General features: G+C 41.5%; 18 protein-coding genes. 3 read left to right on the top strand and 15 right to left on the bottom strand.

Annotated features, from left to right (window positions below):
- Window positions 1-76: 76 nt before the first annotated feature.
- The 6 genes from fur to NRIC_RS03235 form a co-directional block, all read right to left on the bottom strand.
- Window positions 77-529 (bottom strand): ferric iron uptake transcriptional regulator, encoded by a 453-nt coding sequence (gene fur / locus NRIC_RS03260; protein ID WP_146621274.1) that lies wholly within the window; start codon window positions 527-529, stop codon window positions 77-79.
- Between the two features lie 106 nt (window positions 530-635).
- Window positions 636-1,490, bottom strand: a complete 855-nt coding sequence (locus tag NRIC_RS03255) for a CvfB family protein (protein WP_146621273.1) — start codon at window positions 1,488-1,490, stop codon at window positions 636-638.
- Between the two features lie 48 nt (window positions 1,491-1,538).
- Window positions 1,539-2,615 (bottom strand): cell division site-positioning protein MapZ family protein, encoded by a 1,077-nt coding sequence (locus tag NRIC_RS03250; protein ID WP_146621272.1) that lies wholly within the window; start codon window positions 2,613-2,615, stop codon window positions 1,539-1,541.
- A 319-nt stretch (window positions 2,616-2,934) separates the two neighbouring features.
- On the bottom strand, window positions 2,935-4,044 hold the full coding sequence (gene rpoD, locus NRIC_RS03245; protein ID WP_146621271.1) for an RNA polymerase sigma factor RpoD: 1,110 nt from the start codon (window positions 4,042-4,044) through the stop codon (window positions 2,935-2,937).
- A 17-nt stretch (window positions 4,045-4,061) separates the two neighbouring features.
- Window positions 4,062-5,888 (bottom strand): DNA primase, encoded by a 1,827-nt coding sequence (dnaG, locus tag NRIC_RS03240; protein WP_146621270.1) that lies wholly within the window; start codon window positions 5,886-5,888, stop codon window positions 4,062-4,064.
- Between the two features lie 151 nt (window positions 5,889-6,039).
- Window positions 6,040-6,660 carry a lysozyme family protein gene (locus tag NRIC_RS03235; protein WP_146621269.1) on the bottom strand — a complete coding sequence of 207 codons (621 nt, stop codon included), beginning with the start codon at window positions 6,658-6,660 and terminating at the stop codon, window positions 6,040-6,042.
- A gap of 184 nt (window positions 6,661-6,844) precedes the next feature.
- On the opposite strand from NRIC_RS03235, the gene NRIC_RS03230 reads away from it, so the two are divergent.
- Together NRIC_RS03230 and mprF are read left to right on the top strand one after the other, a co-directional pair.
- Window positions 6,845-7,564, top strand: a complete 720-nt coding sequence (locus NRIC_RS03230) for an alpha/beta fold hydrolase (protein WP_146621268.1) — start codon at window positions 6,845-6,847, stop codon at window positions 7,562-7,564.
- A 10-nt stretch (window positions 7,565-7,574) separates the two neighbouring features.
- Entirely contained in the window at window positions 7,575-10,151 is a 2,577-nt protein-coding gene (mprF, locus tag NRIC_RS03225; protein WP_146621267.1) for a bifunctional lysylphosphatidylglycerol flippase/synthetase MprF, read from the top strand.
- Between the two features lie 329 nt (window positions 10,152-10,480).
- Here mprF and NRIC_RS03220 read toward each other — a convergent pair whose 3' ends face one another.
- The 7 genes from NRIC_RS03220 to NRIC_RS03190 all read right to left on the bottom strand — a co-directional run bounded on the left by NRIC_RS03220 (window position 10,481) and on the right by NRIC_RS03190 (window position 20,271).
- Window positions 10,481-11,422 (bottom strand): IS1096 element passenger TnpR family protein, encoded by a 942-nt coding sequence (locus NRIC_RS03220; RefSeq protein WP_146621266.1) that lies wholly within the window; start codon window positions 11,420-11,422, stop codon window positions 10,481-10,483.
- A gap of 81 nt (window positions 11,423-11,503) precedes the next feature.
- The gene (dnaJ, locus tag NRIC_RS03215; RefSeq protein WP_146621265.1) at window positions 11,504-12,667 is read right to left on the bottom strand and encodes a molecular chaperone DnaJ; all 1,164 of its coding nucleotides are present in this window, start codon (window positions 12,665-12,667) and stop codon (window positions 11,504-11,506) included.
- A 150-nt stretch (window positions 12,668-12,817) separates the two neighbouring features.
- Window positions 12,818-14,647, bottom strand: coding sequence for a molecular chaperone DnaK (gene dnaK / locus NRIC_RS03210; RefSeq protein WP_146621264.1), 1,830 nt, complete (start codon window positions 14,645-14,647; stop codon window positions 12,818-12,820).
- Between the two features lie 36 nt (window positions 14,648-14,683).
- Window positions 14,684-15,256 carry a nucleotide exchange factor GrpE gene (gene grpE, locus NRIC_RS03205; RefSeq protein WP_146621263.1) on the bottom strand — a complete coding sequence of 191 codons (573 nt, stop codon included), beginning with the start codon at window positions 15,254-15,256 and terminating at the stop codon, window positions 14,684-14,686.
- A 54-nt stretch (window positions 15,257-15,310) separates the two neighbouring features.
- Complete coding sequence (gene hrcA, locus NRIC_RS03200; protein ID WP_146621262.1) at window positions 15,311-16,342, bottom strand: heat-inducible transcriptional repressor HrcA; 1,032 nt, start codon at window positions 16,340-16,342, stop codon at window positions 15,311-15,313.
- Between the two features lie 122 nt (window positions 16,343-16,464).
- Window positions 16,465-17,634 (bottom strand): radical SAM family heme chaperone HemW, encoded by a 1,170-nt coding sequence (gene hemW, locus NRIC_RS03195; RefSeq protein ID WP_146621261.1) that lies wholly within the window; start codon window positions 17,632-17,634, stop codon window positions 16,465-16,467.
- Window positions 17,635-17,943: 309 nt separating this feature from the next.
- The gene (locus NRIC_RS03190) at window positions 17,944-20,271 is read right to left on the bottom strand and encodes an ATP-binding cassette domain-containing protein (RefSeq protein WP_146621260.1); all 2,328 of its coding nucleotides are present in this window, start codon (window positions 20,269-20,271) and stop codon (window positions 17,944-17,946) included.
- A gap of 152 nt (window positions 20,272-20,423) precedes the next feature.
- Here NRIC_RS03190 and NRIC_RS03185 point away from each other — a divergent pair, with 152 nt between their 5' ends.
- Window positions 20,424-21,626: an acyltransferase family protein gene (locus NRIC_RS03185; RefSeq protein WP_146621259.1), complete on the top strand. Its 1,203-nt coding sequence runs from the start codon at window positions 20,424-20,426 to the stop codon at window positions 21,624-21,626.
- Window positions 21,627-22,131: 505 nt separating this feature from the next.
- Here NRIC_RS03185 and ribF read toward each other — a convergent pair.
- Window positions 22,132-23,073: a riboflavin biosynthesis protein RibF gene (gene ribF / locus NRIC_RS03180; RefSeq protein WP_146621258.1), complete on the bottom strand. Its 942-nt coding sequence runs from the start codon at window positions 23,071-23,073 to the stop codon at window positions 22,132-22,134.
- A gap of 15 nt (window positions 23,074-23,088) precedes the next feature.
- Window positions 23,089-24,009, bottom strand: a complete 921-nt coding sequence (gene truB / locus NRIC_RS03175) for a tRNA pseudouridine(55) synthase TruB (RefSeq protein ID WP_146621257.1) — start codon at window positions 24,007-24,009, stop codon at window positions 23,089-23,091.
- Between the last annotated feature and the right edge of the window lie 32 nt (window positions 24,010-24,041).

Raw genomic sequence — 24,041 nt, 5'->3', positions numbered from 1 at the left:
ATAGTCAATCTCACTATCTTTTCAAGGGACTTCACCAATCGATCACAAGCTATCCTGATCGTTTTTAAAAAACTATTTATTCGGCCTTTTGCTGGCAAGCCAAACAAATACCATGGAAGGTCAAACGATGATCCTTTACTTGAAAGTGATACCGTGATTCGACGATCTCTTCCACACCGCCTAGCAGGTCCTCTTCGATCTCTTCAATATTGCCGCACTCTAAACACAACAGGTGATGGTGAAAATGTTCTGCTCCTTCTTTACGCAAATCGTATCGAGCCAAGCCATCATCAAAACTGACTTTATCTACGATGTGCAGATCAGTAAGAATCTCCAGCGTACGGTAAACAGTCGCTAATCCAATCTCAGGACTTTTCTTTTTGACTAAAAAATAGATTTCTTCAGCAGAAAGATGATCTTTTTCGTTTTCCAGCAGCACCAATAAAGTCGCCTCACGTTGCGGTGTCAGCTTGAATCCTGAGTCATGTAATTGTTTCTTGGTTTTTTGTAACGCTAGTGCTGCATTCATCAAAAAATCCTCCCGCTGTTTAGAATAATTATAATGTAAGAATCAAAAACGAACTTATTTCATGAGAATAATTATAATTTATTCAAGAAGTTTTCGCAAGTCATTCTCAATTAGTTTTCAATCGTATCGATCCATTCTCTTGGACAATCCGTTTTTCCTTCAATAAATGACCGATTGCTCGTTTAAACTGTCCTTTACTGATGCCAAAGAATTGTTTGATCTCTTCGGGAGAGGACTTGTCCCAATAAGGTAGTTTGTGTTCACTGTTTCGTTCAAGCATCGTTAAAATCATAGCAGCATCATCATTGATCATTTCATGGGATCGTGGTTTGAGAGACATGTTCAACACACCATCTGGTCTCACTCCGATCACTCTAGCCTCGACTACCTCACCCAATCGAGGTTCTACATACCGTTCAGAAGGATGGACAAATCCGAGATACAAGTCTTCCGTGATCAAGAAACTGCCAGCTACCTTCAAACGGTAAATCGTTCCTTTTTTGTTTTCATTCTGCATTTCAGCACTGCCTTTGCGGCTTAACGAATGAAACAATGTCTCGTCTGCTAAAGTTCCCCACATGCGATCCTTTTCATCCACACGAATGCTGATCATCAATCGATCACCCTTTTTGGGCCAAAGCTCTTTCATCGTCGGCATTTCATCGAGAGAAACCACCATATCCTTGTCAGGAAGACCGATATCGACAAATGCACCTAAATCTCGTCGAACGTCAGTTACCTCACCAAAGGCAAAATGGCCTACGCGAACTTGAGGAATTTCTAAAGTAAACACCGCTTCTTTTTTTTGGTTAACATAGCCGAATCCTTCGACCATCTCTCCAATCGCCAACTCTTTTTCTTTGGATAGACGAAAGGTCACCCCATTTTTCTGCACAAAGTAATGTGTCTCATTTTCATCCATGACAAGTGCTGTAAAAACTTGTCCTAATAATTCGTCCATTTTCTTCTCTCCTTTAAAAAAGCCAGGGTCGACCGCCCTGGCTATCGATCACTCTATCGTGTATTCTTCCGTCTCGGTTAAAAACTGATCGACAGCAGCCAGCTGTTGTTTTTGTACCTTCACAAGCTGCTGATTTTTGACTTCCTTGACTGCTGCTGCTGCTTGATCATATTGTTCACGTGTCACTCTTGCGTTGACTTTTTCCCCTTGATAAAGCAATGCTGTTTTTTGTTTTGCCTCGTCCAACTGACGATATTGTTCTTTGGCTTGACGAACAGCCTCGTTTAAAAGTTGATCAAACGCTTCATCTCCTGTATCAACCGTCAGATTAACAGGCATGTCTCTTTTTAGTGTCATTTCAGATGAAAGCTCGTCTCCCTGAATTGCTCGATGAGTAAATAGGAAGTTGACTTCCTTCAATTGCTCAGTCTTTTCAACTAATCGGTCATAGGAAGCTTTTAACTGATCATAACGCTTCGTGTCCTTTACTTGTTTTAACTCTTTTTCTAATGCTTCTCGATCTTGCCAAACCATTTCTGGATCGACGTACGTCTGATCTTGATCCAAATAGAATTGCTTGATCTTCTTCTCAACCTGATCACAAGCTTTATTGTCCTTTTCTAAAGCAGCGATCCGTTGGGCCTCAGCCTCTTTCGCTTGGTAGACGTAATACCCTGATCCGCCAAGTAATAACACAGCCATACATAATACAATCAAAGATTTCTTTCGGCGCCTTTTTTTCGTCGTCTGTTTGACAGGTTGATTTTGTATTTCCGGAGCCTTTCTTGAAAACAAGTCATTCTTTGTATCTTCATGCGCCAGTTTTTGTGCAACTTTCTCAGCTTCTTTATGTTCCTGAATGTATCTGGCTAATACAGGGTTGATCTCAAACTCATCGGCAAATCTGTCAGTGTCTATCTTTATCGGAGAGTCTTTAGAATGGGAGGGATCTTCAACAAAACCTGCCGGCATCCGACTCAATTCGAGCCATTCGCTTTCGCTCGCTGTCTGTTCTAAGTAAGTCAATACATCTGTCTCTCTTTTTTTAAATGAGACAGGATGTTCATTGGAAGCTGCAAAAATCTTATCTTCCAACTCAAAACCACAATTTGGACATCTATGCAATTTAATCGACTCCTTTCCCTTTTCTCAGTCCTTAATTTAACATATTATTAAAACACTTCCAATATGTATTCTACGCTTTTTCATGAAAACAAGGAAAAGCGGAAAATTACTTTCTAAAGGGAAATAAGTGATTTTGTCGGGTTGTTAAAAATATAATTTGATTATTACTCAATAATTAATAACTGCTTATGCATTAATAATTTTTTTCAATATATTTGAAATGTATCATTTGTGTACTGCCTATTTTCTTTGTGAAAAAATAGCTAGAAAAAAGATCAAGAGAAAGTCTGACGACTTTCTCTTGATCTGCCGTGAATGCTTATTCTAAGAAATCTTTTAATTGTTTCGAACGAGAGGGATGACGCAATTTACGTAATGCCTTCGCCTCGATCTGACGAATCCGTTCACGAGTGACGCCAAAGACTTTACCAACCTCTTCTAAGGTGCGTGTTCTGCCATCGTCTAATCCAAAACGCAAGCGCAATACATTCTCCTCGCGGTCCGTCAATGTATCCAGTACATCCTCTAATTGTTCCTTCAGCATCTCAGACGCTGCGTGTTCAGCTGGACTGGTTGCTTCTTGATCTTCGATGAAATCACCTAGATGAGAATCATCCTCTTCACCAATTGGTGTTTCCAGAGAAACAGGTTCCTGAGCAATTTTTAAAATCTCACGTACCTTTTCAGTCGGGAGATCCATTTCAGCTCCGATCTCTTCTGGTGTAGGTTCTCTTCCAAGATCTTGCAATAATTGACGCTGCACTCGAATGAGTTTATTGATCGTTTCGACCATATGCACAGGGATACGGATCGTTCGAGCTTGGTCAGCGATTGCTCGCGTAATGGCTTGGCGAATCCACCAGGTTGCGTAGGTAGAAAACTTAAAACCTTTACGGTAATCAAATTTTTCAACAGCCTTCATCAATCCCATATTGCCTTCTTGAATCAGATCAAGAAACTGCATACCGCGTCCGACATAGCGTTTTGCAATACTTACGACCAAACGTAAGTTGGCTTCAGCCAAACGTTGTTTTGCTTCTTGATCTCCTTGTTCGATCAATAAAGCTAATTCGACTTCTTCTTCAGCTGTTAATAAAGGAACACGTCCGATTTCTTTTAAATACATACGAACGGGATCATTGATTTTTACTCCAGTAGGGGCAGACAAATCTTCGACAGCTGCAGCCTTTGCAGCTTTCTCATTTTGTTTTAGGCTTGCTTTTGAAGGCTCGCCGTTCTCGTCAACAACGCTGATTCCAGCATCTTCGACTTTTTGGATCAATTGATCCATCGCTTCGGCATTCAAAGAGTAAGGTGTCGCCATCCGATTGGTCAACTCATCATAAACAACTTGACCTAATGGTTTTTTCTCCTTGATAAAGGCTGCTAGAGCGGTTTGGTATTCTTTGTTGGTTTTTACATCTGCCATAAATAAAAATGCCCCTTTCACATTTCGGCTTGTTTCAAGCGCTTCGTCAGTTCGATAATTTGGATTGTTAATTCTAATTCTCTTTGCTGATTTCCAGCTTTTCTGGCTTCCAGCTGCTCTTTTTGTCGTTTTTTGATTTCATCAGCGATGCCAGCCTGCGAGATCACCTGCATTAAGTCATAGATTTCCTCTTCCGTACTATCCTCTGACATTTGTAAAACGGAAATCTCAATGATTAAACGTTTCATTGAGTCTTCCTGTAAATAGTTCAGAAAATCTGCTAAAACAAATTGATCATGAACCATCATATAACTATCTAAGTGAAGCAGCAATTCCTGGTATTGATCGTGCACGAATTGAACCTCATCTTGCACCAATCGTTCGCGAACACTACGTTCATTCATTCCTCGATACAACAACATTCTTTCAGCCTTTTCAACGATAGAGAGACTGCTTTTTTGTGGTACTGGTGCAGTAGTATCTATCACTTGGCGTTGTTCTCTGCGCTCAGAGCGCTGAGATCGTCTTGCCTGTTTCAACTGCTGCTTAAGTCCTTCTCGAGTGATATCAAAACGCTCAGACAATTGCCCTAGGTAAAGATCTTGCTCCATCGGAGATTGAACCTTTACCAGCTCATCGACTAACTCATTCAAATAAATCAATCGATCATTTTCGTTTTCGAGATTCAATCCTTTTTCAAGGTAATTCATCTTGAAAACAAAAGGAGTCTGTCTTCCATGCTGCAGCAGGTTTCGTAATTCCTCTGCACCATATTTCCTTAAATATTCATCCGGGTCCAGCTTCTCAGGGATTGTTACAGCGGATAATTGCAACCGACTATGGTCTGTCAACAACCTCAACGCCCGTTCCGTAGCTGTGAGTCCAGCACTATCACCATCATAAGCCAATATGACATGACTGGTGAGCCGTTCGATCGCACGGATCTGCTGTTCTGTCAAGCTGGTTCCCATCGAAGCCAAGCCGATCTTGATTCCGGCCTGCCACGCGGCTAGCACATCCATGAATCCTTCAAACAGGATCGCTTCTCCTTGTTTGCGGATCTCATTACGCGCTTTGTCAAAATTAAATAATACTTGCCGTTTGTTAAACAATTCTGTCTCAGGTGAATTCAAATACTTCGGCTGATTTTCTCCAGAAAAATCTTTTGAGACCAACAAACGTCCGGAAAACCCAACCGTTCGACCACGAGGATCATTCAAAGGAAACATCACTCGTTGATAAAAGCGGTCATTGAAGCTTCCATCTTCACGTTGAACGAACAATCCGCTGTTTTCCATCACAGCTGTTTCAATCTTGTCTTGCTGACATACCTGAACTAAAAAACCACGCTCGTTTGGTGCGAATCCGATGTTAAACTCTTCAATCAGTTCATCGTTCAATCCACGTTCATGAAGATAGTTCAACGCCTCTTCTCCGACCTTCGTATTCATCAATATGTGATGATACAAATCTCTGACGCGCTCGTGCAGTGCAAGCAATTGCCGCTGTTGTGAGGAAACTTCAGAAACTGGTTCGGAACGAATCTCAAAAGCCAATGGGATTTGTTCAAGATCGGCCACACGTTTGACTGCCTCGGGAAAATTCAGCCCTTCCAATTCCTGTAAAAAAGTAAAAACATTCCCACCTTTGCCGCAACCAAAGCAATAAAACATCTGCTTGTCTTCCGCAACACTGAACGAAGGAGTCTTCTCCTCATGAAATGGGCATAGCCCTGAATAGTTCTTTCCGGCCTTTTTTAATTGAACATATTGCCCGACAACTTCCACGATATTGGTTTTGCTGCGGACCTCATCGATCACCTCTTGGGGAATCCTTTGTGCCACAAACATCACCCCAATTCCAAAATTATGATAACAGCTACAAAAATCGCCCCAATACAATGTTCGATCAGCGCGACTTTTAGGCAAAATTATACATCTATCATTATAACATTTCTCTTACTTTTTGCAAGTTTTGTGCCGTCTGTTTTAAGACTTACTGAATCCTTTGAAACCAGTCAAGCAGGTGCTGATTCATGGACACGACATCCGCATAAAACATGTTGCCGCCGTCTTGGTATAAATAACCCCCATTGTACAAAACAGCCTGCCATTTGACATAGCGGTATTGGTTTTGTTCGTTGTTCCCCATTTGAGGGGACAAAACATCTCTAGAATACTGTTCCGCCAACTCTACAGAATTGGTTCCGCCATGCGCTTTCACAAAATCGATGTATTGAAACCCATAATTATACGCTTGAATCGCGGTAGAAAGATCACACCCGGCTTCTCTACTCAATCGAAGGCTTTCTGCGAAGTGCGAGATTCCTTGCTCAATGCTCTCTTTCTGAGAAGAAATCTGTCCTCTGACACCATAAACACTTTCGGAGCTTTGCATTAAGTCAGTCCCTTTGCCCTTTGACTCAGTATACATAATAGCCAATATCACATCTGTGTATTTTTCCATGCCGTTCTCAGCAGCGATTTCTGCTACTTCAGACCGGTAGTGATTTACATTTTTAGTCGATTGATTGGTTCGATAAAACATCACTCCCGCTGCCATCAGACTTAGCAGCAATACAAAGAGTAGCAGTCGTTTTAAAAATTTGCTCATCATTCGTAAATTCGTCCAAACATTCAATATTTTCTCTTATAGTACAAGAAGGCTTATTAATTTTAAAAGCAATTTCTGACGGTTTTATACTTCTTTAATGAATCATAAGAAAGTATTCAGTTTATTTACCCATTTAGTTGTGAAACCTCCAAGAAAATCGGTATACTATACATTAGTAGGTGATGATTTGAAAAACGAGAAACGAACAGCCGTCATGCAAGACGGTTCAGAAATCTATTATGAAAAATATGGTGCTGGACCTGCCCTATTTCTACTTCACGGAAACGGCGGCAGCGGAAAATACTTTTCAAGACAGCTCAACAGCTTCAGCAAGCATTTCACTGTTTTTGTCATAGATAGTCGCGGCCATGGTCGTTCAACCAATACTCAAAAGAAAATCAGCTTTCAATTGATGGCAGAAGACTTGCGAACACTGATGATGAAAGAGCAACTGGAAAAAGCAGATTTTCTTGGTTTTAGTGATGGTGCAAACTTAGCGATGGTGTTTGCCTGCCGCTATCCCGCTATGGTGGATCATTTGATTTTGAATGCAGGCAATACCGACCCTAGCGGTGTTCGATCACTTCCTCATTTCGGGAGTTACATTCAATATGCGATCGTCTGGCTAGGAGCCTTTTTTGATACAGGGATGCGTAATTTTTTACCGATTTTAAGATTGCTGTTTCGAGATATCGGAGTCAAGAAAGAAGATCTTGAACGGATTGCTGCACCAACTCTGGTTATTGTAGGCAAGCATGATGTGATAAAGACTGAGCACAGCATGTATATCGCCCGTTCGATTCCTAATGCCAGCTTCGCGTTAGTTTCCGGTCAGGGACATATGTTTGCCAGAAGAAACCCGAAACGTTTTAATCAGGAAGTATTGCAATTTTTATTGGAAAACTGAGGTGAATAGATTGAAGAACATAGTAGAATGGTTCAAAAACCGCTTAGGAAAAATAAAAGTTATTTTTCTACTTTCCGTGGTGGTAATCGTCGTATCAGAATTGATGAATATTGGAAAAACCATTTCGTTCGATCAGTTGGGAACGATTTTCGATCAAATCAGCAAGGGACGAATTGTCTTAATGGCGCTTATTGGTTTACTCGCGATTCTGCCGATGGTCGGGTACGATTGGGTTTTGAACCGATTGTTAGGGCAAAAACCGAATAAGGTATATTTATTAGAAACAAGTTGGCTTGTTAATACATTGAATAATATAGCGGGTTTTGGCGGTTTTATCAGTGCAGGGCTGCGCTCTGAATTATACGGAAAAAAGACTTCAGGTAAAGCAGTTGTGAAGGCTTTGTCAAAAGTGCTGGTTTTTACGATGTCTGGCCTGTCGATCTACGCATTGCTTTCTTTTTTTCTGACCTTGACCGGACAAACTGGATCTTATCTGCAGCAATATTGGCTTTGGTTGATTGGCGGCGGGCTTTATTTCCCAATCGTGTTTCTTTTAAGTGTCTTTGGAAAAGGAGAATATTTAGGGGACCTAAAAAACCGCGAACGATTCCAATTGATCGGCACCTCTTTTCTTGAATGGACGGGTGTACTCGTTAGTTTTATCTCAACAGGCTTTTTGATGGGAATCTCATTTGAGATTAGACAAGTTGTTCCATTGTTTATTGCAGCAACAGTCATCGGTATTGTCTCAATGATCCCCGGAGAGCTGGGCAGCTTTGATTTGATGATGATCATCGGATTGTCTGCTTTAGGTATTTCAAGAGAGACTGTGGTCGCTTGGATTTTACTATTCCGGCTTTTTTATTACATTATTCCTTTTTTGATAGGTATCGTCTTATTCTTTAGAAATATTGGAACCACATTGAACCAGCACTATCATGGGATTCCAGTCGACCTGCTAAAAGAACTGGCACACAAGCTGGAGGTCATCTTGCTGTATTTTACGGGGACTATGCTCGTGTTATCTGCCACGATCCCAGAGGCGTTTGAGCATTTTCGCTTTTTACGCAGGCTGAATCCAATACACTCCCGAGCAATCGTTGTTTTCCCGGCTATCTTGTTAGGTTACTTATTGATTATTGCTGGAAGAGGCATTGCTGCTCGGGTAAAAAGAGGATTTTGGCCGACGATCATCTTGATTTTACTTAGCTTTGTCTACACTTTGGCCGCAGGATTTACGGTATTTACAGGGATTTATTTAACCTTACTGCTGCTTTTTGTCATTTTTTCAAAGGGAGAATTGTATCGAGAACAGCTGGTTTATTCCGCGGAATGGCTTACCATTGACGGCTTCATCATAGGTGGATTGGCACTTCTCTACATCGTGATCGGGGTCTACAATAGTCCAACAATTCACCATCGCCACCACTTGCCGGAATTCTTTTTATTTCCCAGCGAACAGATTTGGATCGTTGGTTTCGCAGCCATTTTACTGGTCTCACTAATCGTCTTATTATTGATTCGTTTTTTAAAAGGCCCGCGAATCAGAATCGGTGAAGCCGTAGAGGACACTCGAGTACAATCTATTCTTGAGACTTATGGAGGCAATCCGGACAGCCAATTAGTATTTTTAAAGGACAAACAGGTGTTTTATTATCAATCCGGAGAGATTGATACTGTTTTTTTTCAACTGGCTACCTTTAACAACAAGTTATTGATTATGGGAGATCCCTCTGGCAAAAAGGAGGACTTTCCAGCTGCTACAGAAGCACTGATCACTGAAGCAGATAAATACAATTATCAGCCGGTGTTTTATGAAAACGGTGAAGAGATGGTCATGATTCTGCATGAGTTTGGATATGACTTTATCAAGTTTGGCGAGAAGGCTCATGTCTTTTTGCCTGATTTTACTCTAAGCGGTAAAAAGAGGAAGGGGCAACGGTCGAGTTTCAACAAAAACATTAAAGAAGGTTTCCAATTTGATGTTTTACAACCGCCCTTTTCTGCCGAAACCATGCAGCAATTAAAAGGAATCTCTGATGAGTGGCTTGCTGGCCGCAAGGAAAAGGGATTTTCCCTAGGCTTTTTCTCTGAGGATTATCTGCAGCGTGCCCCAATCGCTGTCGTAAAAAATAAAGAGGAAGAACTTGTCGCCTTCGCAAACTTCATGCCAACCTATTCTAAGGAGATCGGTACGATCGACTTGATGCGGCACAGCCCCAAAAAAGCGCCAAGCGGTACGATGGACTTTTTGTTTATCAACCTTTTTCAGTATATGAGAGAACAAGGGGTTGCTTACTTTGATTTAGGAATGGCTCCATTAGCCAACGTGGGTACTTCTAGGAAAAGTTTTACGCAAGAAAGAATCGCCTATTTGGTTTATCATTTCGGCTCCCGTTTTTACTCCTTTGGCGGCCTAAAAGAATACAAGGACAAGTACGCCTCTGAATGGATACCTGAATATGTACTGTATTCTCGAGATAGTTGGATCGGCTTTGTTATGATTGCACTGCTGATTGTCGATAATGCTCCGATCAAAGGCGAAAAAAGACCTAGTGGAATAAAACGATTTCTGCTGAGAAACTAACCAATCGACCTGAGAACTTGCTTCTCAGGTCTTTTTTTCGGTGTTTTAGGATTGGCTTCGCTGAATATCGCTCTTTCTTTGCTCAGTCTCGCACTCTTAAACTAACCATCGCTTCAGCAAGCGGATGCTCCGTTTTCAGCATTTTCTTTTCATCGTTCGGAAATCCTAAGCAAACAGTTGCCTTAGCGATGTTTAAAGGGGATTTCATTAGTAAAATTTTGGAATGAACAACGGTTTGGATGATTTTGCCTATTACAAAAGGTCTTACTTTACTTCTTTCAATTTTCTTTTTGAACCGAATTTATTGTCCAGCAAAAAAGAGCGACCGATCAGTCGCTCTTCCAGTATTCATGCATTTCACGATCGATTCGTTTCAAATCAAGATCTGAAGCATCAGCAGTCAACCCTTTTGCTTTGGCACAGCAAGGAATGGCAAACACCTGATCCAATACTTTCTCGACAACGATCTTGAAAAACTGGTTTCCAGTTGATGAATTTACATATTTAAATTGACTACCTCTTTGAAGATAAGCATCGATCTGCACCTTTTTCGCAGCGTCGAACCGAAATGAAAGTTCTGGGTTCTTGATGATTTCATTTCTAATCTCGAAAAAATAGTGCGGATTGTTTTCAAGCGAAAACATGATCTGAATCAAATGATGCAGTTGTTCGAAAGTTGAACCTTCAGGTAAAACCAATCGTCGCCAAACAGGCGGCTTGCAGCCTTGAATATCAATGCGAAGTTGATAAGAGCACTCTCTTGCCCGAGGCGGAGCTGTCCCCTTTTTTTGGGGAAACTCAATGATTTTCGAGGTCTCAAAAGCCATAGTATCTATTTTAGTATCATATTCCTTATCGTCCAACATCCACTCGTCCAATGTCCGAATCTTTCGTTCGGACCAGTAATCAGGATTGGTCATACGTTGGAAAAAAATTTCGCGGTTTTCTCTTAATAATAAGATGATCATCGTATATTCCTGACGTGTGATGATTTTTTCCAATAAGCAGGCATAGTAAAAGTCATTGATGATTTGATAAGCAACGAAACTTTCATCGGTAAAAAGCGGCAGATGCAGCGGCATTTGCTCTGTAAAGACCCGGCGTACCACCCGTTTATCAACAATTCGTTTGGACAGCCGACTTTGATCGACAGATTGAACAAAGAAATGCAGCGTGCGCAACAGTGGATCTAGATCATCGATGTCCGTTGCCACAAAATAATAGAGCAAATCATTCATCATGCGTTCGATGACCCGTTCGATTTTTTTCATACATTCGCCTCCCGAAATTCCCTCTAATACAGAAATTATACTATAAAAAAAACCAGACAGGATTGTCTGGTTAAATTGATTCTATTTTTTTCCACCAAAGGCGTCTTTGACTTTCCCGAAGAACCCCTCGTCCTTTTGTTCACTGACTGTTTGACCGCCTGCTTTTGCAAATGCTCGCAAGGCTTCTCTTTGCTGATCATTCAGATTTTTCGGAGTGATAATCTTAACAGTAACTTGTTGATCTCCAGTTGCATTCCCGCGCAATCTTGGTGCGCCCTTTCCACGAAGACGGAATTTGGTTCCTGTCTGTGTCCCGGCAGGAATTTTCAGCTTCACATCGCCATGTACGGTAGGAACTGCCACCTCATCTCCTAACGCTGCCTGTACAAAGCTTAACGGTAAGGTGTAATAGATTTCTGACCCATCTCGATCAAAGATATCGCTTTGAGAAACCTTGAATACTACATACAGATCACCGTAAGGTCCGCCATTCACACCTGCTTCTCCTTGATCAGCAAGACGCATTTGCTGGCCATCCTCGACCCCGGCAGGCACATTGACCTTGACAGTATGCGGGCGTTTTTCGTGTCCAGACCCATGACAAGTTGGACAAGGATCTTTAATCTCTTTCCCTGTTCCATGACAAACATCACAGGTTTGTCGACTCATCACACGACCAAGTGGTGTTTGACGTTCGACATTGATTGATCCTGAACCATGGCATTTATGACAAACAACAGGTTCAGTCCCTGGTTTTGCACCATTCCCTTGACAGGTATGACAAACCTCTTCACGATTGTATTTGATTTCTTTTTCCACACCAAAGATTGCTTCTTCAAATTCCAAGTTGATTGAATATTGCAAATCAGCGCCTTGACGTGGTGCATTTGGATCGGCTTGTCGACCGCCTCCACCAAAGAATGATTCGAAAATATCTTCAAAACCAAATCCAGCATTGCCGCCGAAGCCGCCTCCGCCGCCAAAACCACCAAATCCGCCTGCACCTCCACCAAAGTTAGGATCGGTTCCCGCGTGTCCATATTGATCATAGGCTGCCCGCTTCTGAGGGTCGCTTAAGATTTCGTAAGCTTCAGAAATCTCCTTGAATTTATCTTCGGCATCCGCTTCTTTATTAATATCTGGGTGATACTGCTTGGAAAGCTTGCGATATGCTTTTTTGATTTCATCATCCGAAGCCCCTTTTTGCAGTCCCAGGACCTCGTAGTAATCTCGTTTTGTAGCCATTGGCTTCCCTCCATATATATTAACATCTTATGTATTGTATCATAATTCAAAAGTGATACGAATCTTTTCTTGCACTTTTTTTGAGGTTGAGACTATTTCTTAAAAATAAAAAGCCAAAGCGATGACTTTGGCTTTTTATCGACAGGCTAATTACTTATCATCGTCGTCTACTTCTTCGAAATCAGCATCTACGACATCATCCGCGCCGCCTTGCGCTGCTTCTGGATTTTCTTGAGCTTGTTGCTGTGCTGCTTGTTCGTAAAGTTTTACTGTTAAGTTTTGAACGATTTCATTCAATGCATCGCGTTTTTCTTTCATTTGTTCTAAGTCGTTGGCTTCAACTGCCGCCTTCAACTCTTCACGAGCGTCTTCAGCTTTCTTCACTTCGTCAGCATCCACTTTGCCTTCTAATTCCTTCAATGTTTTGTCAACAGAGAATAGTAAAGCGTCGATGTCATTACGTAAGTCAACTTCTTCTTTACGAGCTTTATCGGCTTCAGCATTCGCTTCTGCGTCTTTCACCATGCGTTCGATTTCGTCATCAGACAAACCTGAAGAAGATTTAATTGTAATTTTTTGTTCTTTTTGTGTGCCTAAGTCTTTGGCAGAAACATTTACAATACCGTTTTTGTCGATATCAAAAGTAACTTCAATTTGAGGAATCCCACGTGGTGCTGGTGGAATATCCGTTAATTGGAAACGACCTAATGTTTTGTTGTCCGCAGCCATTGGACGTTCCCCTTGAAGAACATGGATATCAACGGCTGGTTGATTGTCTGCTGCTGTTGAAAAGACTTGTGATTTACTTGTAGGGATCGTTGTGTTGCGGTCGATCAATTTAGTAAATACGCTACCCATTGTTTCGATACCTAATGACAGAGGCGTCACATCCAGTAAAACAACGTCCTTCACATCACCAGTGATTACGCCGCCTTGGATAGCAGCACCCATCGCTACTACTTCGTCTGGGTTTACAGATTTGTTTGGTTCTTTACCAGTTTCTTTGCGGACTGCTTCAACGACTGCAGGAATACGTGTTGAACCACCTACTAGGATTACTTCGTCCACTTCAGATTGTGACAAGCCAGCATCTTTCAACGCTTGACGTACTGGAATTTTAGTACGTTCTACTAAGTCAGCTGTAATTTCGTCAAATTTTGCACGAGATAATGTTGTTTCCAAGTGCAATGGACCCGCATCACCAGCAGTGATAAATGGTAAGCTGATTTGTGTTGAGCTTACGCCTGACAAATCTTTTTTCGCTTTTTCAGCAGCGTCTTTCAGACGTTGCATAGCCATTTTATCTAATGAAAGGTCTACACCATTTTCTTTTTTGAATTCAGCAACCAAATGATCGATGATCTTGTTATCAAAGTCATCCCCACCTAGTTTGTTGTCCCCAGCAGTTGACAATACGTCAAATACGCCATCCCCTAATTCAAGGATTGATACGTCAAAAGTACCGCCACCAAGGTCAAAGACTAAGATTTTTTGATCTTTGTCTGTTTTGTCTAAGCCGTAAGCTAAAGCTGCCGCAGTTGGTTCGTTGACGATCCGTTCAACTTCCAAACCAGCGATTTTACCAGCGTCTTTGGTTGCTTGACGTTGTGAGTCGTTAAAGTAAGCAGGAACTGTGATAACGGCCTTTTCAACTTTTTCACCTAAGTAATCTTCTGCGAATCCTTTGATGTATTGCAGGATCATTGCTGAAACTTCTTGAGGTGTATACGATTTTCCTTCGACCTCCGTTTTGTAGCCTGCTTCTCCAATATGACGTTTAATTGAAGAAATGGTGTTTGGATTGGTTACTGCTTGACGCTTCGCAACTTCCCCTACTTGGATCTCTCCATTTTTGAAAGAAACAACAGAGGGTGTTGTACGATTTCCTTCTGGGTTGGCGATAATTTTTGCTTCGCCGCCTTCTAAAACTGCGACTGCAGAGTTGGTCGTACCTAAGTCAATACCGATAATTTTACTCATAATTGAATGCGCTCCTTTTTAATTTTATCTATATTATTATTGTGCTACGATAACCATTGCTGGTCGCAACACACGGTCGTGTAGTTTGTAGCCCTTTTGCAGGACCTCGACAATTGTATCTGCCGCGACATCGTCACCGGCTGGGATCGTTTGAACTGCCTGATGAAGATTCGGGTCAAAGGCTTCGCCTGAAGCTTTGATTTCTTCAATGCCTTCTTCCTTCAATGCATGACGCAAGCTTTCCAAAACCATTTCTACGCCTTTTTTCAAGCTGGCGCCTTGTTCATTGGAGACTTCCGTTGCCATCGCCCGCTCCAAATTATCCATCGCTGGAAACAATTTCTTTGCCAGATCCTGTGAACGATATTTTTGCAGTTGTTCACGTTCATTGCGATTGCGATTCGTAATATTTGCGATTTCAGCTCGTGCCCGTAAAAACTGATCTTCTAGTTCCTCAACTTTAGCCTGCAACAGCTCTTCTGGTGTCAGTTCCTCCACCGTCTCTTCTGCTATATCCTCGGTAGTTTCAGTAGGTTCTACTTCTTCATTGGTTGCTTCATTTTTTTCTTTTTCGCTCACCGCTTGCCATCCTTTCTCCTCTTCATCGATATGAAAAAGATTTTTACTTCACTTATTCATCTTACTGCTTTTTTTATTTATTTTCTAATCAAGAGAACGATAGTAGTCTGCCAACTTATTGGCTAATTCCCTACGAAAAACCTCGACTAATCCAAACATACGAGAATACGGCATGTTTGCAGGTCCCAACAATCCGATGACACCAGTTCCGTGTCCTTCGATATCGTAATTGGCTTGAATCAAGCTCATGTTCTGCAGCAGCTCGTTCTCCAACTCGTTGCCAATGCGTATGTGCACTGGATCTGTGAAAGGAATCAGCAAACGCACTAATTCGTTTGGATCCTGTACGAGTGTATACATAGATTTGATTTGATGGATGTCAGGGCCTTGATTGAAATTCAGAATGTTCATGCCGCCGCTGACATACACCTTTTCTTCAAAGGCCTCGTTTAAAATCACATCGAAGAGCCGAGAAACACCTTCTGTGGTTTGAAAATAACGATGCAAAATCATTGGGATCTCCGTGCGCAGCTTTTGGTAGACTGTCGCTAATGGTTCTCCCACTAAACGGTCATTAATGATCTTCACCATTTTTTCAAGATCGCTGCTGGCGACATTTTCAGGAATTCGAAAGACCTGACTTTCTACATTGCCACGATCGGTCACAATAATCGCTAAAATTTGCTTGTCATTTAACGGTACGATACGAAACCCAGTCAGTTTTCGATCCTTCATTTCTGGGCCTAATGAAAAGGCGGTGTAACTGGTCACCTGAGACAGCATCTCCGCCGAATGACGAATGATATCATCAATTTCATGAATATCCTTTTTTAGCGACAATCGAATTTGATCGATCTCCTGACGTGCCACCTTATCCGGTTTCAGCAGATGATCGACATAGTAGCGGTAGCCTTTCATCGATGGAATTCTTCCAGAAGAAGAATGAGTCTTCTCTAACAGTCCGTACTCCTCCAAGACCTTCATATCATTGCGAATCGTGGCAGAGCTGGCGTTTACACCTTCGTCCATCAACTTTTTTGATCCTACAGGTTGACCATTGCTTGTGTAATTTTGAATGATCAAACTAAGAATTATTTTTTGACGATCTGTTAACATTTTTCTTCACCCTCTGGTTAGCACTCCATCTATTTAAGTGCTAACTCGATTACTAATATATCACATTGAAAAAAGAAGTCAAGAAAAAATACATCAATATTAGCACTCTGAAACATAGAGTGCTAATTCTCTTTATCCAGCAAAAAGTGTTCGAAAACTTCATTCCCTCGAAACACACCTTTCTGAGTTAAAAAGACTGCTGTATCCGTGTTTTCTAATAGACCTTCTGAAACCAGGCTATTGATCGGTTGGGAGTAGACATCTTCGAGAGAAAGCTTAAATTTCTCTTTAAATGCAGCTTTTTTAACCCCTGAAAGTTTTCGAAGTCCTAAAAACATTTCTTCTTCGATCTGTTCTTTTTCAGTCAAGATCTCTTTTTCAATAACTGGAAGCTGTTTTTCTTTTAATGGATGAAGATAATGCTGGATCGGACCATGATTTTTATATCTCGTGTTATTGATATAGCCGCTGGCGCCAGCACCAATCCCAAAATAGTGTTGATTGTTCCAATAAACGAGATTATGCCGACTCTCATACCCTTTTTTAGCAAAATTGCTGATTTCATACTGGTGTCTTCCCGCTTTTTCCATCGCCTCGATTGTCTCTAAAAACATTTGTGCTTCGACTTCCTGATCCGGTAATTCCAATCGTCCTTTTCGAACCCAATTCATAAACATGGTCTTATTCTCCAAAATCAGCGAGTACAGCGAGTAATGAGGCAGATCCAGTTCAATGGCTCGTTTGATGGTGTCACGAAAGCTTTCTAGCGTTTGACCAGGAAGAGCATAGATTAAGTCGATAGAAATATTGTCAAATTGATTCTTTTCTAAGAGATCAATTGTTTGATACACATCCTCAGCTGAGTGCTTGCGACCTATTTTTTTCAGCAATCGATTTTCAAAGGTTTGGACCCCCATTGACAAGCGATTCACACCGTATGCTTTTAGAACGTCTAGTTTTTCTGCGGTAAGGTCTCCCGGATTGGCTTCAACTGTGAACTCCCCGTCGCTAAAGGGAAGAATCTCACGGATACCGCTGACCAGTCGCTCTAGCTGTTGCGTATTTAATGATGTCGGTGTTCCTCCACCAATATATAGTGTTTCGCTCTTTTTCACCGGATAGGACTCGACCATCAATTGCGCCTCCAATAAAAGAGCCTCGATGTATTCATCAACAGGCTGGCCTTCAATGAATACCTTATTAAAGTCGCAGTAGTAACAGATGTGTTCACAAAAAGGAATATGAATATAGGCAGAGAGATTGTCTTGATTAGCTGTATGTATCGTTTCCATTTTATATCCTCTCGCAAAGCAAGGTAATCTTGCGTATTTTGTCGCTAAATCCTAAACAGCATTGAATCGTGGTTCAGCTTTACAGTATAACGGTTCAAATCAAATCATGCAAAAACATTTCTTTTTCTTATAGGTCTACTTGAAAGCAAATAAGTGAGTATTCGTTCGTGTGCTAACATATTTCTGATTAAACTTGCCCATTCGACATAAAAGTAGACGATAGTCATCCTGCTATCGTCTACTTCAAATCTGTTCTCATGTCAGTTCTCGATTTTGCAAGCACGTCGCTCAGTCGCTCGTCTCAATTTCTTAGACCTTTTTACTACTCACCATTGAAACTTCATTTGTTAGGTGTTTGGTTGCTTTTAATTGATCAACTTCTTCTTTAACTGCTTTGACCATACTTTGAGCTAAATAGTTTCCTGTGATCGTACCACTGAGAAGCAGTTCTTCTGGTGTACCGCTAAAAACAATTTCACCTCCGTTAATCCCCCCTTCTGGTCCCACATCGATAACCCAATCAGCAGATTTGATGACCTCGCTGTGGTGTTCGATAATAATCAGCGTATTTCCTTTGTTTACAATTCTTTGGAATAACTCGTTTAATTTCTTTATATCGGATAAGTGCAATCCAGTCGTGGGCTCGTCTAGCACAAACAATGTCTCTTTCTGATCGATGGCTTTCGCTAGTTTTAACCGTTGGCGTTCGCCTCCAGAAAGTGAAGACAGTGAGCGTCCGATTGGCAGATAAGTCAGACCAGTATCGATCATCGCCTGCAGCTTCTCTAACAACCGTTTACTGCCTGTTTGATAATAAAGCTTTTGGACCTCTTTAGGCGTCATGGCCAACACATCGATAATCGATTTCCCTTGATAGGTATAACTCAGTGCTTTATTCGAAAATCGCTTTCCTTGGCAGCTCTCACATTCATTAATTACGGGATCCATAAAAACCAATTCTACAGTCGTTTCACCTTTGCCTTTGCAAATAGGACAGGCTCCCTTAGAGTTAAAGCTGAACATCCCGATATCTGTATTGTTCGCTTTTGAGAAGGAACGGCGAATCTCATCATAGATCCCTAAATAAGTGACAGGTGTCGCTCGATTAGTTGCTTTAATGGGTGATTGATCGATGATCTTGATGGTTTCTGCGGCTTGTTCTGGCAAGACCTTTGTGATCAAGCTAGATTTTCCTGAGCCAGCAACTCCTGTGATAACGGTCAAAATATGTTTTGGAATCTCTACCGTCACATTTTTCAAGTTGTGTAATGTGGCGTTCTTGATTTTGATACTCTCCTGCCATTTTCTAGTAGAACGATTTACTGGACGAGACTGCCGAATTTCTTTGCCAGTCAGGCAATCTGATGTCAAAAGTTCCATGTAGCTTCCTTGAAAGACGACCTCACCTCCGTCTTTGCCTGCAAGAGGACCAATATCAATTACTTCATCCGCTACCGCGATCACATCAGGATCATGCTCAACCACTAGAACTGTATTTCCTTTATCCCTAAGACTTTGCATGAGTTGGTTGATTCTAGAAACGTCTCTTGCGTGCATCCCTGTACTAGGTTCATCAAAAATATAAATCATGCCATTTAGAGAGCTGCCCATGTGTTTGACCAGCTTTACACGTTGCGCTTCGCCACCAGAGAGTGTAGGAGTTTGACGATCCAAATGCAGATAATCCAGTCCGATATCAATCAACCGTTGGACTTGCTGGATCAATTCTTCAATCACCTCTGAAACTGTACGCTGGTCTAAGCTTTTCAAAAAGTCCAGAAACTCATTCATGTCCATCTGAACACAATCAGCAATAGATCTCCCTTTGATTTTTACTGATAAGGACTCTTCACATAATCTCTGACCGCGACATTGAGGACAAACTGTTTGAACGACCAATTCCTTTTGTTTTTCTTCGTAGTGTTTTCCATATGCGGAGAGATCGCGCTTTAATAAAATGCGCTCATAATTTCGGTAGATACCCTCTAATTTCGGATTGATTGGCGCCAGTTTCTCAGGGTGTCCGTACATCAACTGATTCCATTGGTTTTGAGTTAAATCCTTCAACGCAACATCATTCTCGAAGTATTCTGCTGCCGCATATTGCTTCCAGTACCAAGTCCCTACAGCGAACTTGCCATCACGAACAGGGCCTTCGTTCCATGTTTTTTCGTGATCAATCAGACGATCTATGTTGATGACGTTGACTTGACCTAATCCTGAACATTCCTGGCACATTCCTTGAGGATGGTTAAAAGAGAATTGGCTTGCGGATCGTCCAGCAGGTTCTCCGATTCGAGAATACAGCAGACGCAGCAAGCTGGAGATTTCCGTGATCGTCCCTACCGTCGAACGCTGATTTCCTCCTAAAGGTGATTGGTCCACTACGACAGCTGGGTTAAGATTTTCAATTCTCATCACTTTCGGCTTCCGGTATTTCGGCATTCGATTTCGGACGAACGCTGGATAGTTCGCGTTCATTTGCCTTTGTGCTTCGGCTGCGATTGTATCAAAGACTAAACTAGATTTTCCCGATCCAGATACTCCTGTAAAAACGATCAGTTGATTCTTCTGCAGCTCCAAAGAGATCTTTTTTAAATTGTTTTGGGACACTTCTGTTAATTTCAACGAATTCATGTCACTCCCCCTTTCCTGTAGTATAAAGTCTACCGTAACTGGAGAGTCAACGGTGAGTTTGTCTTAGAGAATATTCAGTCTCTGGTTGGATGTTCTCCGGAGGTTTTCTTTATACACTTAGCTTGTCAGGAAAGAAGAAGGAGGGATTGATCATGGAAAAGCAGTATTCGATCAATTATTCAATGTTAAACGTGATGAAATTTGCTGCAGCACTACTCGTGATTTGTGTCCATTGTGGGACGATGCTGGGGCATCCTCTTGCAAATTTCTTCATTCAAAACATTCTTTGTCGACTAGCTGTCCCATTTTTCTTTATCAGCGGTGCCTATTTTATCCGTAAGAAAACCATCGACCAGCCAAATTATTTCAAACAGAAGCTCTTTTCTATGGGGAAAAATTATCTGCTGTGGAGCTTCTTATTCATACCGATCGGCTTAGATTGGCTTCATCAAAATTTGCAAATCAGCCAGGCGATGTATCCCTTTGCCTTGCTTTTTGGTCTTGGCTACATTGGCACCTATTATCATCTTTGGTATATCCCAGCATTGATGCTTTCGCTGGTACTCGTTGACCACCTCTTAAAACGACTATCCTATAAAGCAGTGTTCTTAATAGCAGGATTGTTCTATCTCTTCGGCAGTTTTGAAACGTATTATGAGTTGATTACTGTCTCTGCATTTAGGCAATTCTTCGATCAGTTTATTCAACTCTTTTTTACAACGCGAAACGGTCTATTTTATGGACTGATCTTCACGACTGTTGGATTTTATATCTTTGATCACCAACATGAATTGTTTCTGAAAAGAGAGTTGTTTAAGCGCTGGCTGTTCCCTGTTGGCTTGTTTCTCATTTTAGAAGGTCTGTTTGCTTTTCAATTGAACCGTTTAGATTGCAATTTTTTAATTATATTAGTGCCATTTAGCTTTCTTCTATTTTTAACAGGTGCAACAAGCCGGTATCACTTTTCTTTTCCTACTGACAAGCTTCGACGATGTTCTCAATATTACTATTTCATTCATCCAATAGTGATCATTATTCTATATGAAATTGGCAATGGCTTCCATCTGCCGGTTTTACGATCAGGCCCTTTCAGTTTTCTGCTTGCTTGGCTGTTTACTCATTTTTTAAGCTGCTGCCTGATTCAAATCAAGAGAACGCCTATTCGTAAACGCGTTTGGATAGGTTCCTTCTTCTTTGCCTTTTTGTGGACCGAAATACTGGGGGCGTTTATTTATCTCAAAGGACATGCGATCACTCCTGTACAGTTTGAGATCATTCCTTGCATTTTAATGGCTTCACTCGTTTTCTTTGTTTCTCTTCTCAGCAAAAGAAAGCGATCGGTATCTATGTTCTAAAAGCGGATATTACTGCCCGTGACGTGTAAACATCCGCAAAATGCAGCGATGGACTTGGCAAAATTTCCGCCGCCTCGCTGGTTCATGGTCTCCGTATGCTGCTTTCCTGCTTAAAACAACATACAGTTGATAATCGTCTTGCAGTTCCCCAAAACTAATAGATTATTGGTAACAGTCCTCATCATGACGTCATCAATTAGATTTTTTTCGCAAATACAGTTCTTCTCCTCACTACCGTGCAAAAACAGAAGACAACGTCACCTTATGCAGTCGTCTTCTGTTTCTAACCTGAGAGATACGCTTTCGTAAATCGGTGGCATTTTTGCTCTCTTCCGCAATCATCATTCAAAAGAATGGAATAGCTTTTCGAATCTTCGGTTATGATTTTCGCTTTTGCTATTCAATAACATTGAGAATAAAGATCACTTCTATTCATTTTTTAATGGTATAGAAAAAACCTGAACTCTTTTGGCCAAAGAATTCAGGTCTAATCAGACAAGATAGATCAATGCTGCAAAAAATAATCTCTAGTATTGTTTTCATCTATCTTCAATTGTTCAATTAGCTTTTCAGCGGATTCAAATTTGACTTGGTCTCTTAAAAGAGAATACCAGCGGACATTCACTTCTTCCCCATAGATATTTTGATCGAAGTCTAAAAGATTGATCTCCACGGTGATTTTTCGATTTGGTTCAAAGGTATCGTTGCGTCCGATCGAGCCCATTCCGATATACCATTCTCCATTGACCAATACCTTGTTGGCATAAACACCCATTTTTGGCAGAGTCATGTCATTCTCGATCTGGATATTGGCGGTCGGATAGCCTAATTCTCTTCCTCGGGCATCTCCGTGGATCACGATTCCGTTGGTTTCATAGATATAGCCCAGCAGATGATTCGCTTCCTCCATGTTTCCTTCATTCAACAGGCGTCGGATCCTAGATGAACTGATTTTCTCGTCATGATCGATTTGTTTAGGAACCGTCACTACATCGAAACGTTCCTTGGCATAAATCGGCAGATGGGCTACGTCTGCTTCGGCTCCCTTGCCATAGGTATAATCAAAACCAGAAACAGCAACCTTTCCGTGCAAATCAACAATGTATCGATCCACAAACTCCTGCGGTGATTGCGCAGCAAAAGCAGAAGTAAAGGCTACTTCGTACAAATAATCGACGCCTAATTGTTCCATCAAGCGTTCCTTTTGGTTCAAGTTTGATAAATAATGGATCGGATGCTGGTCGACTTTCTGAAAAACAACTGCAGGATGCTGATTGAAGGTCATTACAGCCAATTTTAGTTCTCTTTTTTGTGCAATTCTTTTTCCTGTTTGAATAACCTCTTGATGGCCTTTATGGACGCCGTCAAAAAAGCCTAAAACCATGACGACCTCTTCAGCTGGAATCTCAGAGGGATGATAAGGATGATGCAATTTGATGATTTCCATAACTAACCGATTCTCCTATTCATTTCGTATCACTTTCACAGGTTTTAATAGCCCTGCTTTATCTGGAAGTTTTCCATACAGACTCACTAAACGGTCTTGGTAAAAAACAGCCGTTAAATCTGCTGCTGTATTTGCTGCACCGAGCATTTTAGCTGTCATGGGACGGCCGTTTTTCACCATCTCCCATAATTCTTCTGTCAGATCGACGCGAGGAAATTCTACCACCGCTTGTTCGATTGGTTGCAAGATCTCATTTAAGGTATTTTGCTCCATGTGTTTTTTGACTTGTTCTAACGTTACCGCCTGCCCAACAGAAAAACCACCGCTGGCTAGACGGGTCAAATCAGACATATGCGCTGGAAAGCCCAACGCTTTACCCAAATCAACAGCCAATGTTCTGACATACGTTCCCTTGCCGCAAGTCACTCGAAAACGCCAGGATTGGATTTGTCGTTCATGGTCATAAACAGGAGCACTGATACGATCGAAGACTTCGATCTTTGTTGTTCGTATCGGACGCTCCACACTTTCCCCGGCCCTGGCATACTCATATAGCCGTTTCCCGTTGACCTTAACTGCAGAATACATAGGAGGCACTTGAGTGATTTCTCCAATAAAATGCCGCATCGCTTGATCGATCTCTTCGATCGAAACAGCCTCGGTGACCGGTTGTTTTTCGACGAGATCACCACTGCTGTCTTCAGTCGTTGTCGAAAAACCTAATGTAATCTCTCCCTCGTAAATTTTGCCGTTTTCCTGCAAGTATTCGATTACTTTGGTTCCCTTGCCAATACAAATCGGCAATACTCCGTCGACATCGGGGTCCAAGGTGCCTCCGTGACCGATTTTTTTCATTTTCAGGATTTTGCGTAGTTTAAAGACACAGTCGTGGCTGGTCATACCGCGCTCTTTCCATAAAGGTAAAATTCCGTCCATTGATCTACTCCGTTTCAAGAAATTTCAACGTT

This window comes from Enterococcus florum (assembly GCF_004309355.1).
In the GTDB taxonomy this organism is placed as follows: Bacteria; Bacillota; Bacilli; order Lactobacillales; family Enterococcaceae; genus Enterococcus_A; species Enterococcus_A florum.
This window is presented reverse-complemented; position numbering and strand designations above follow the sequence as displayed.

Bases quoted from the DNA above. Each gene is read 5' to 3' on its own strand.
- NRIC_RS03255 (WP_146621273.1), bottom strand. From the start codon at position 1,490: ATGGACGAATTATTAGGACAAGTTTTTACAGCACTTGTCATGGATGAA.
- hemW (WP_146621261.1), bottom strand. From the start codon at position 17,634: ATGGAAACGATACATACAGCTAATCAAGACAATCTCTCTGCCTATATT.
- truB (WP_146621257.1), bottom strand. From the start codon at position 24,009: ATGGACGGAATTTTACCTTTATGGAAAGAGCGCGGTATGACCAGCCAC.
- fur (WP_146621274.1), bottom strand. From the start codon at position 529: ATGAATGCAGCACTAGCGTTACAAAAAACCAAGAAACAATTACATGAC.
- NRIC_RS03220 (WP_146621266.1), bottom strand. From the start codon at position 11,422: ATGAAAAAAATCGAACGGGTCATCGAACGCATGATGAATGATTTGCTC.
- NRIC_RS03235 (WP_146621269.1), bottom strand. From the start codon at position 6,660: ATGATGAGCAAATTTTTAAAACGACTGCTACTCTTTGTATTGCTGCTA.
- ribF (WP_146621258.1), bottom strand. From the start codon at position 23,073: ATGGAAATCATCAAATTGCATCATCCTTATCATCCCTCTGAGATTCCA.
- dnaJ (WP_146621265.1), bottom strand. From the start codon at position 12,667: ATGGCTACAAAACGAGATTACTACGAGGTCCTGGGACTGCAAAAAGGG.
- hrcA (WP_146621262.1), bottom strand. From the start codon at position 16,342: ATGTTAACAGATCGTCAAAAAATAATTCTTAGTTTGATCATTCAAAAT.
- NRIC_RS03185 (WP_146621259.1), top strand. From the start codon at position 20,424: ATGGAAAAGCAGTATTCGATCAATTATTCAATGTTAAACGTGATGAAA.
- NRIC_RS03190 (WP_146621260.1), bottom strand. From the start codon at position 20,271: ATGAATTCGTTGAAATTAACAGAAGTGTCCCAAAACAATTTAAAAAAG.
- rpoD (WP_146621271.1), bottom strand. From the start codon at position 4,044: ATGGCAGATGTAAAAACCAACAAAGAATACCAAACCGCTCTAGCAGCC.
- dnaK (WP_146621264.1), bottom strand. From the start codon at position 14,647: ATGAGTAAAATTATCGGTATTGACTTAGGTACGACCAACTCTGCAGTC.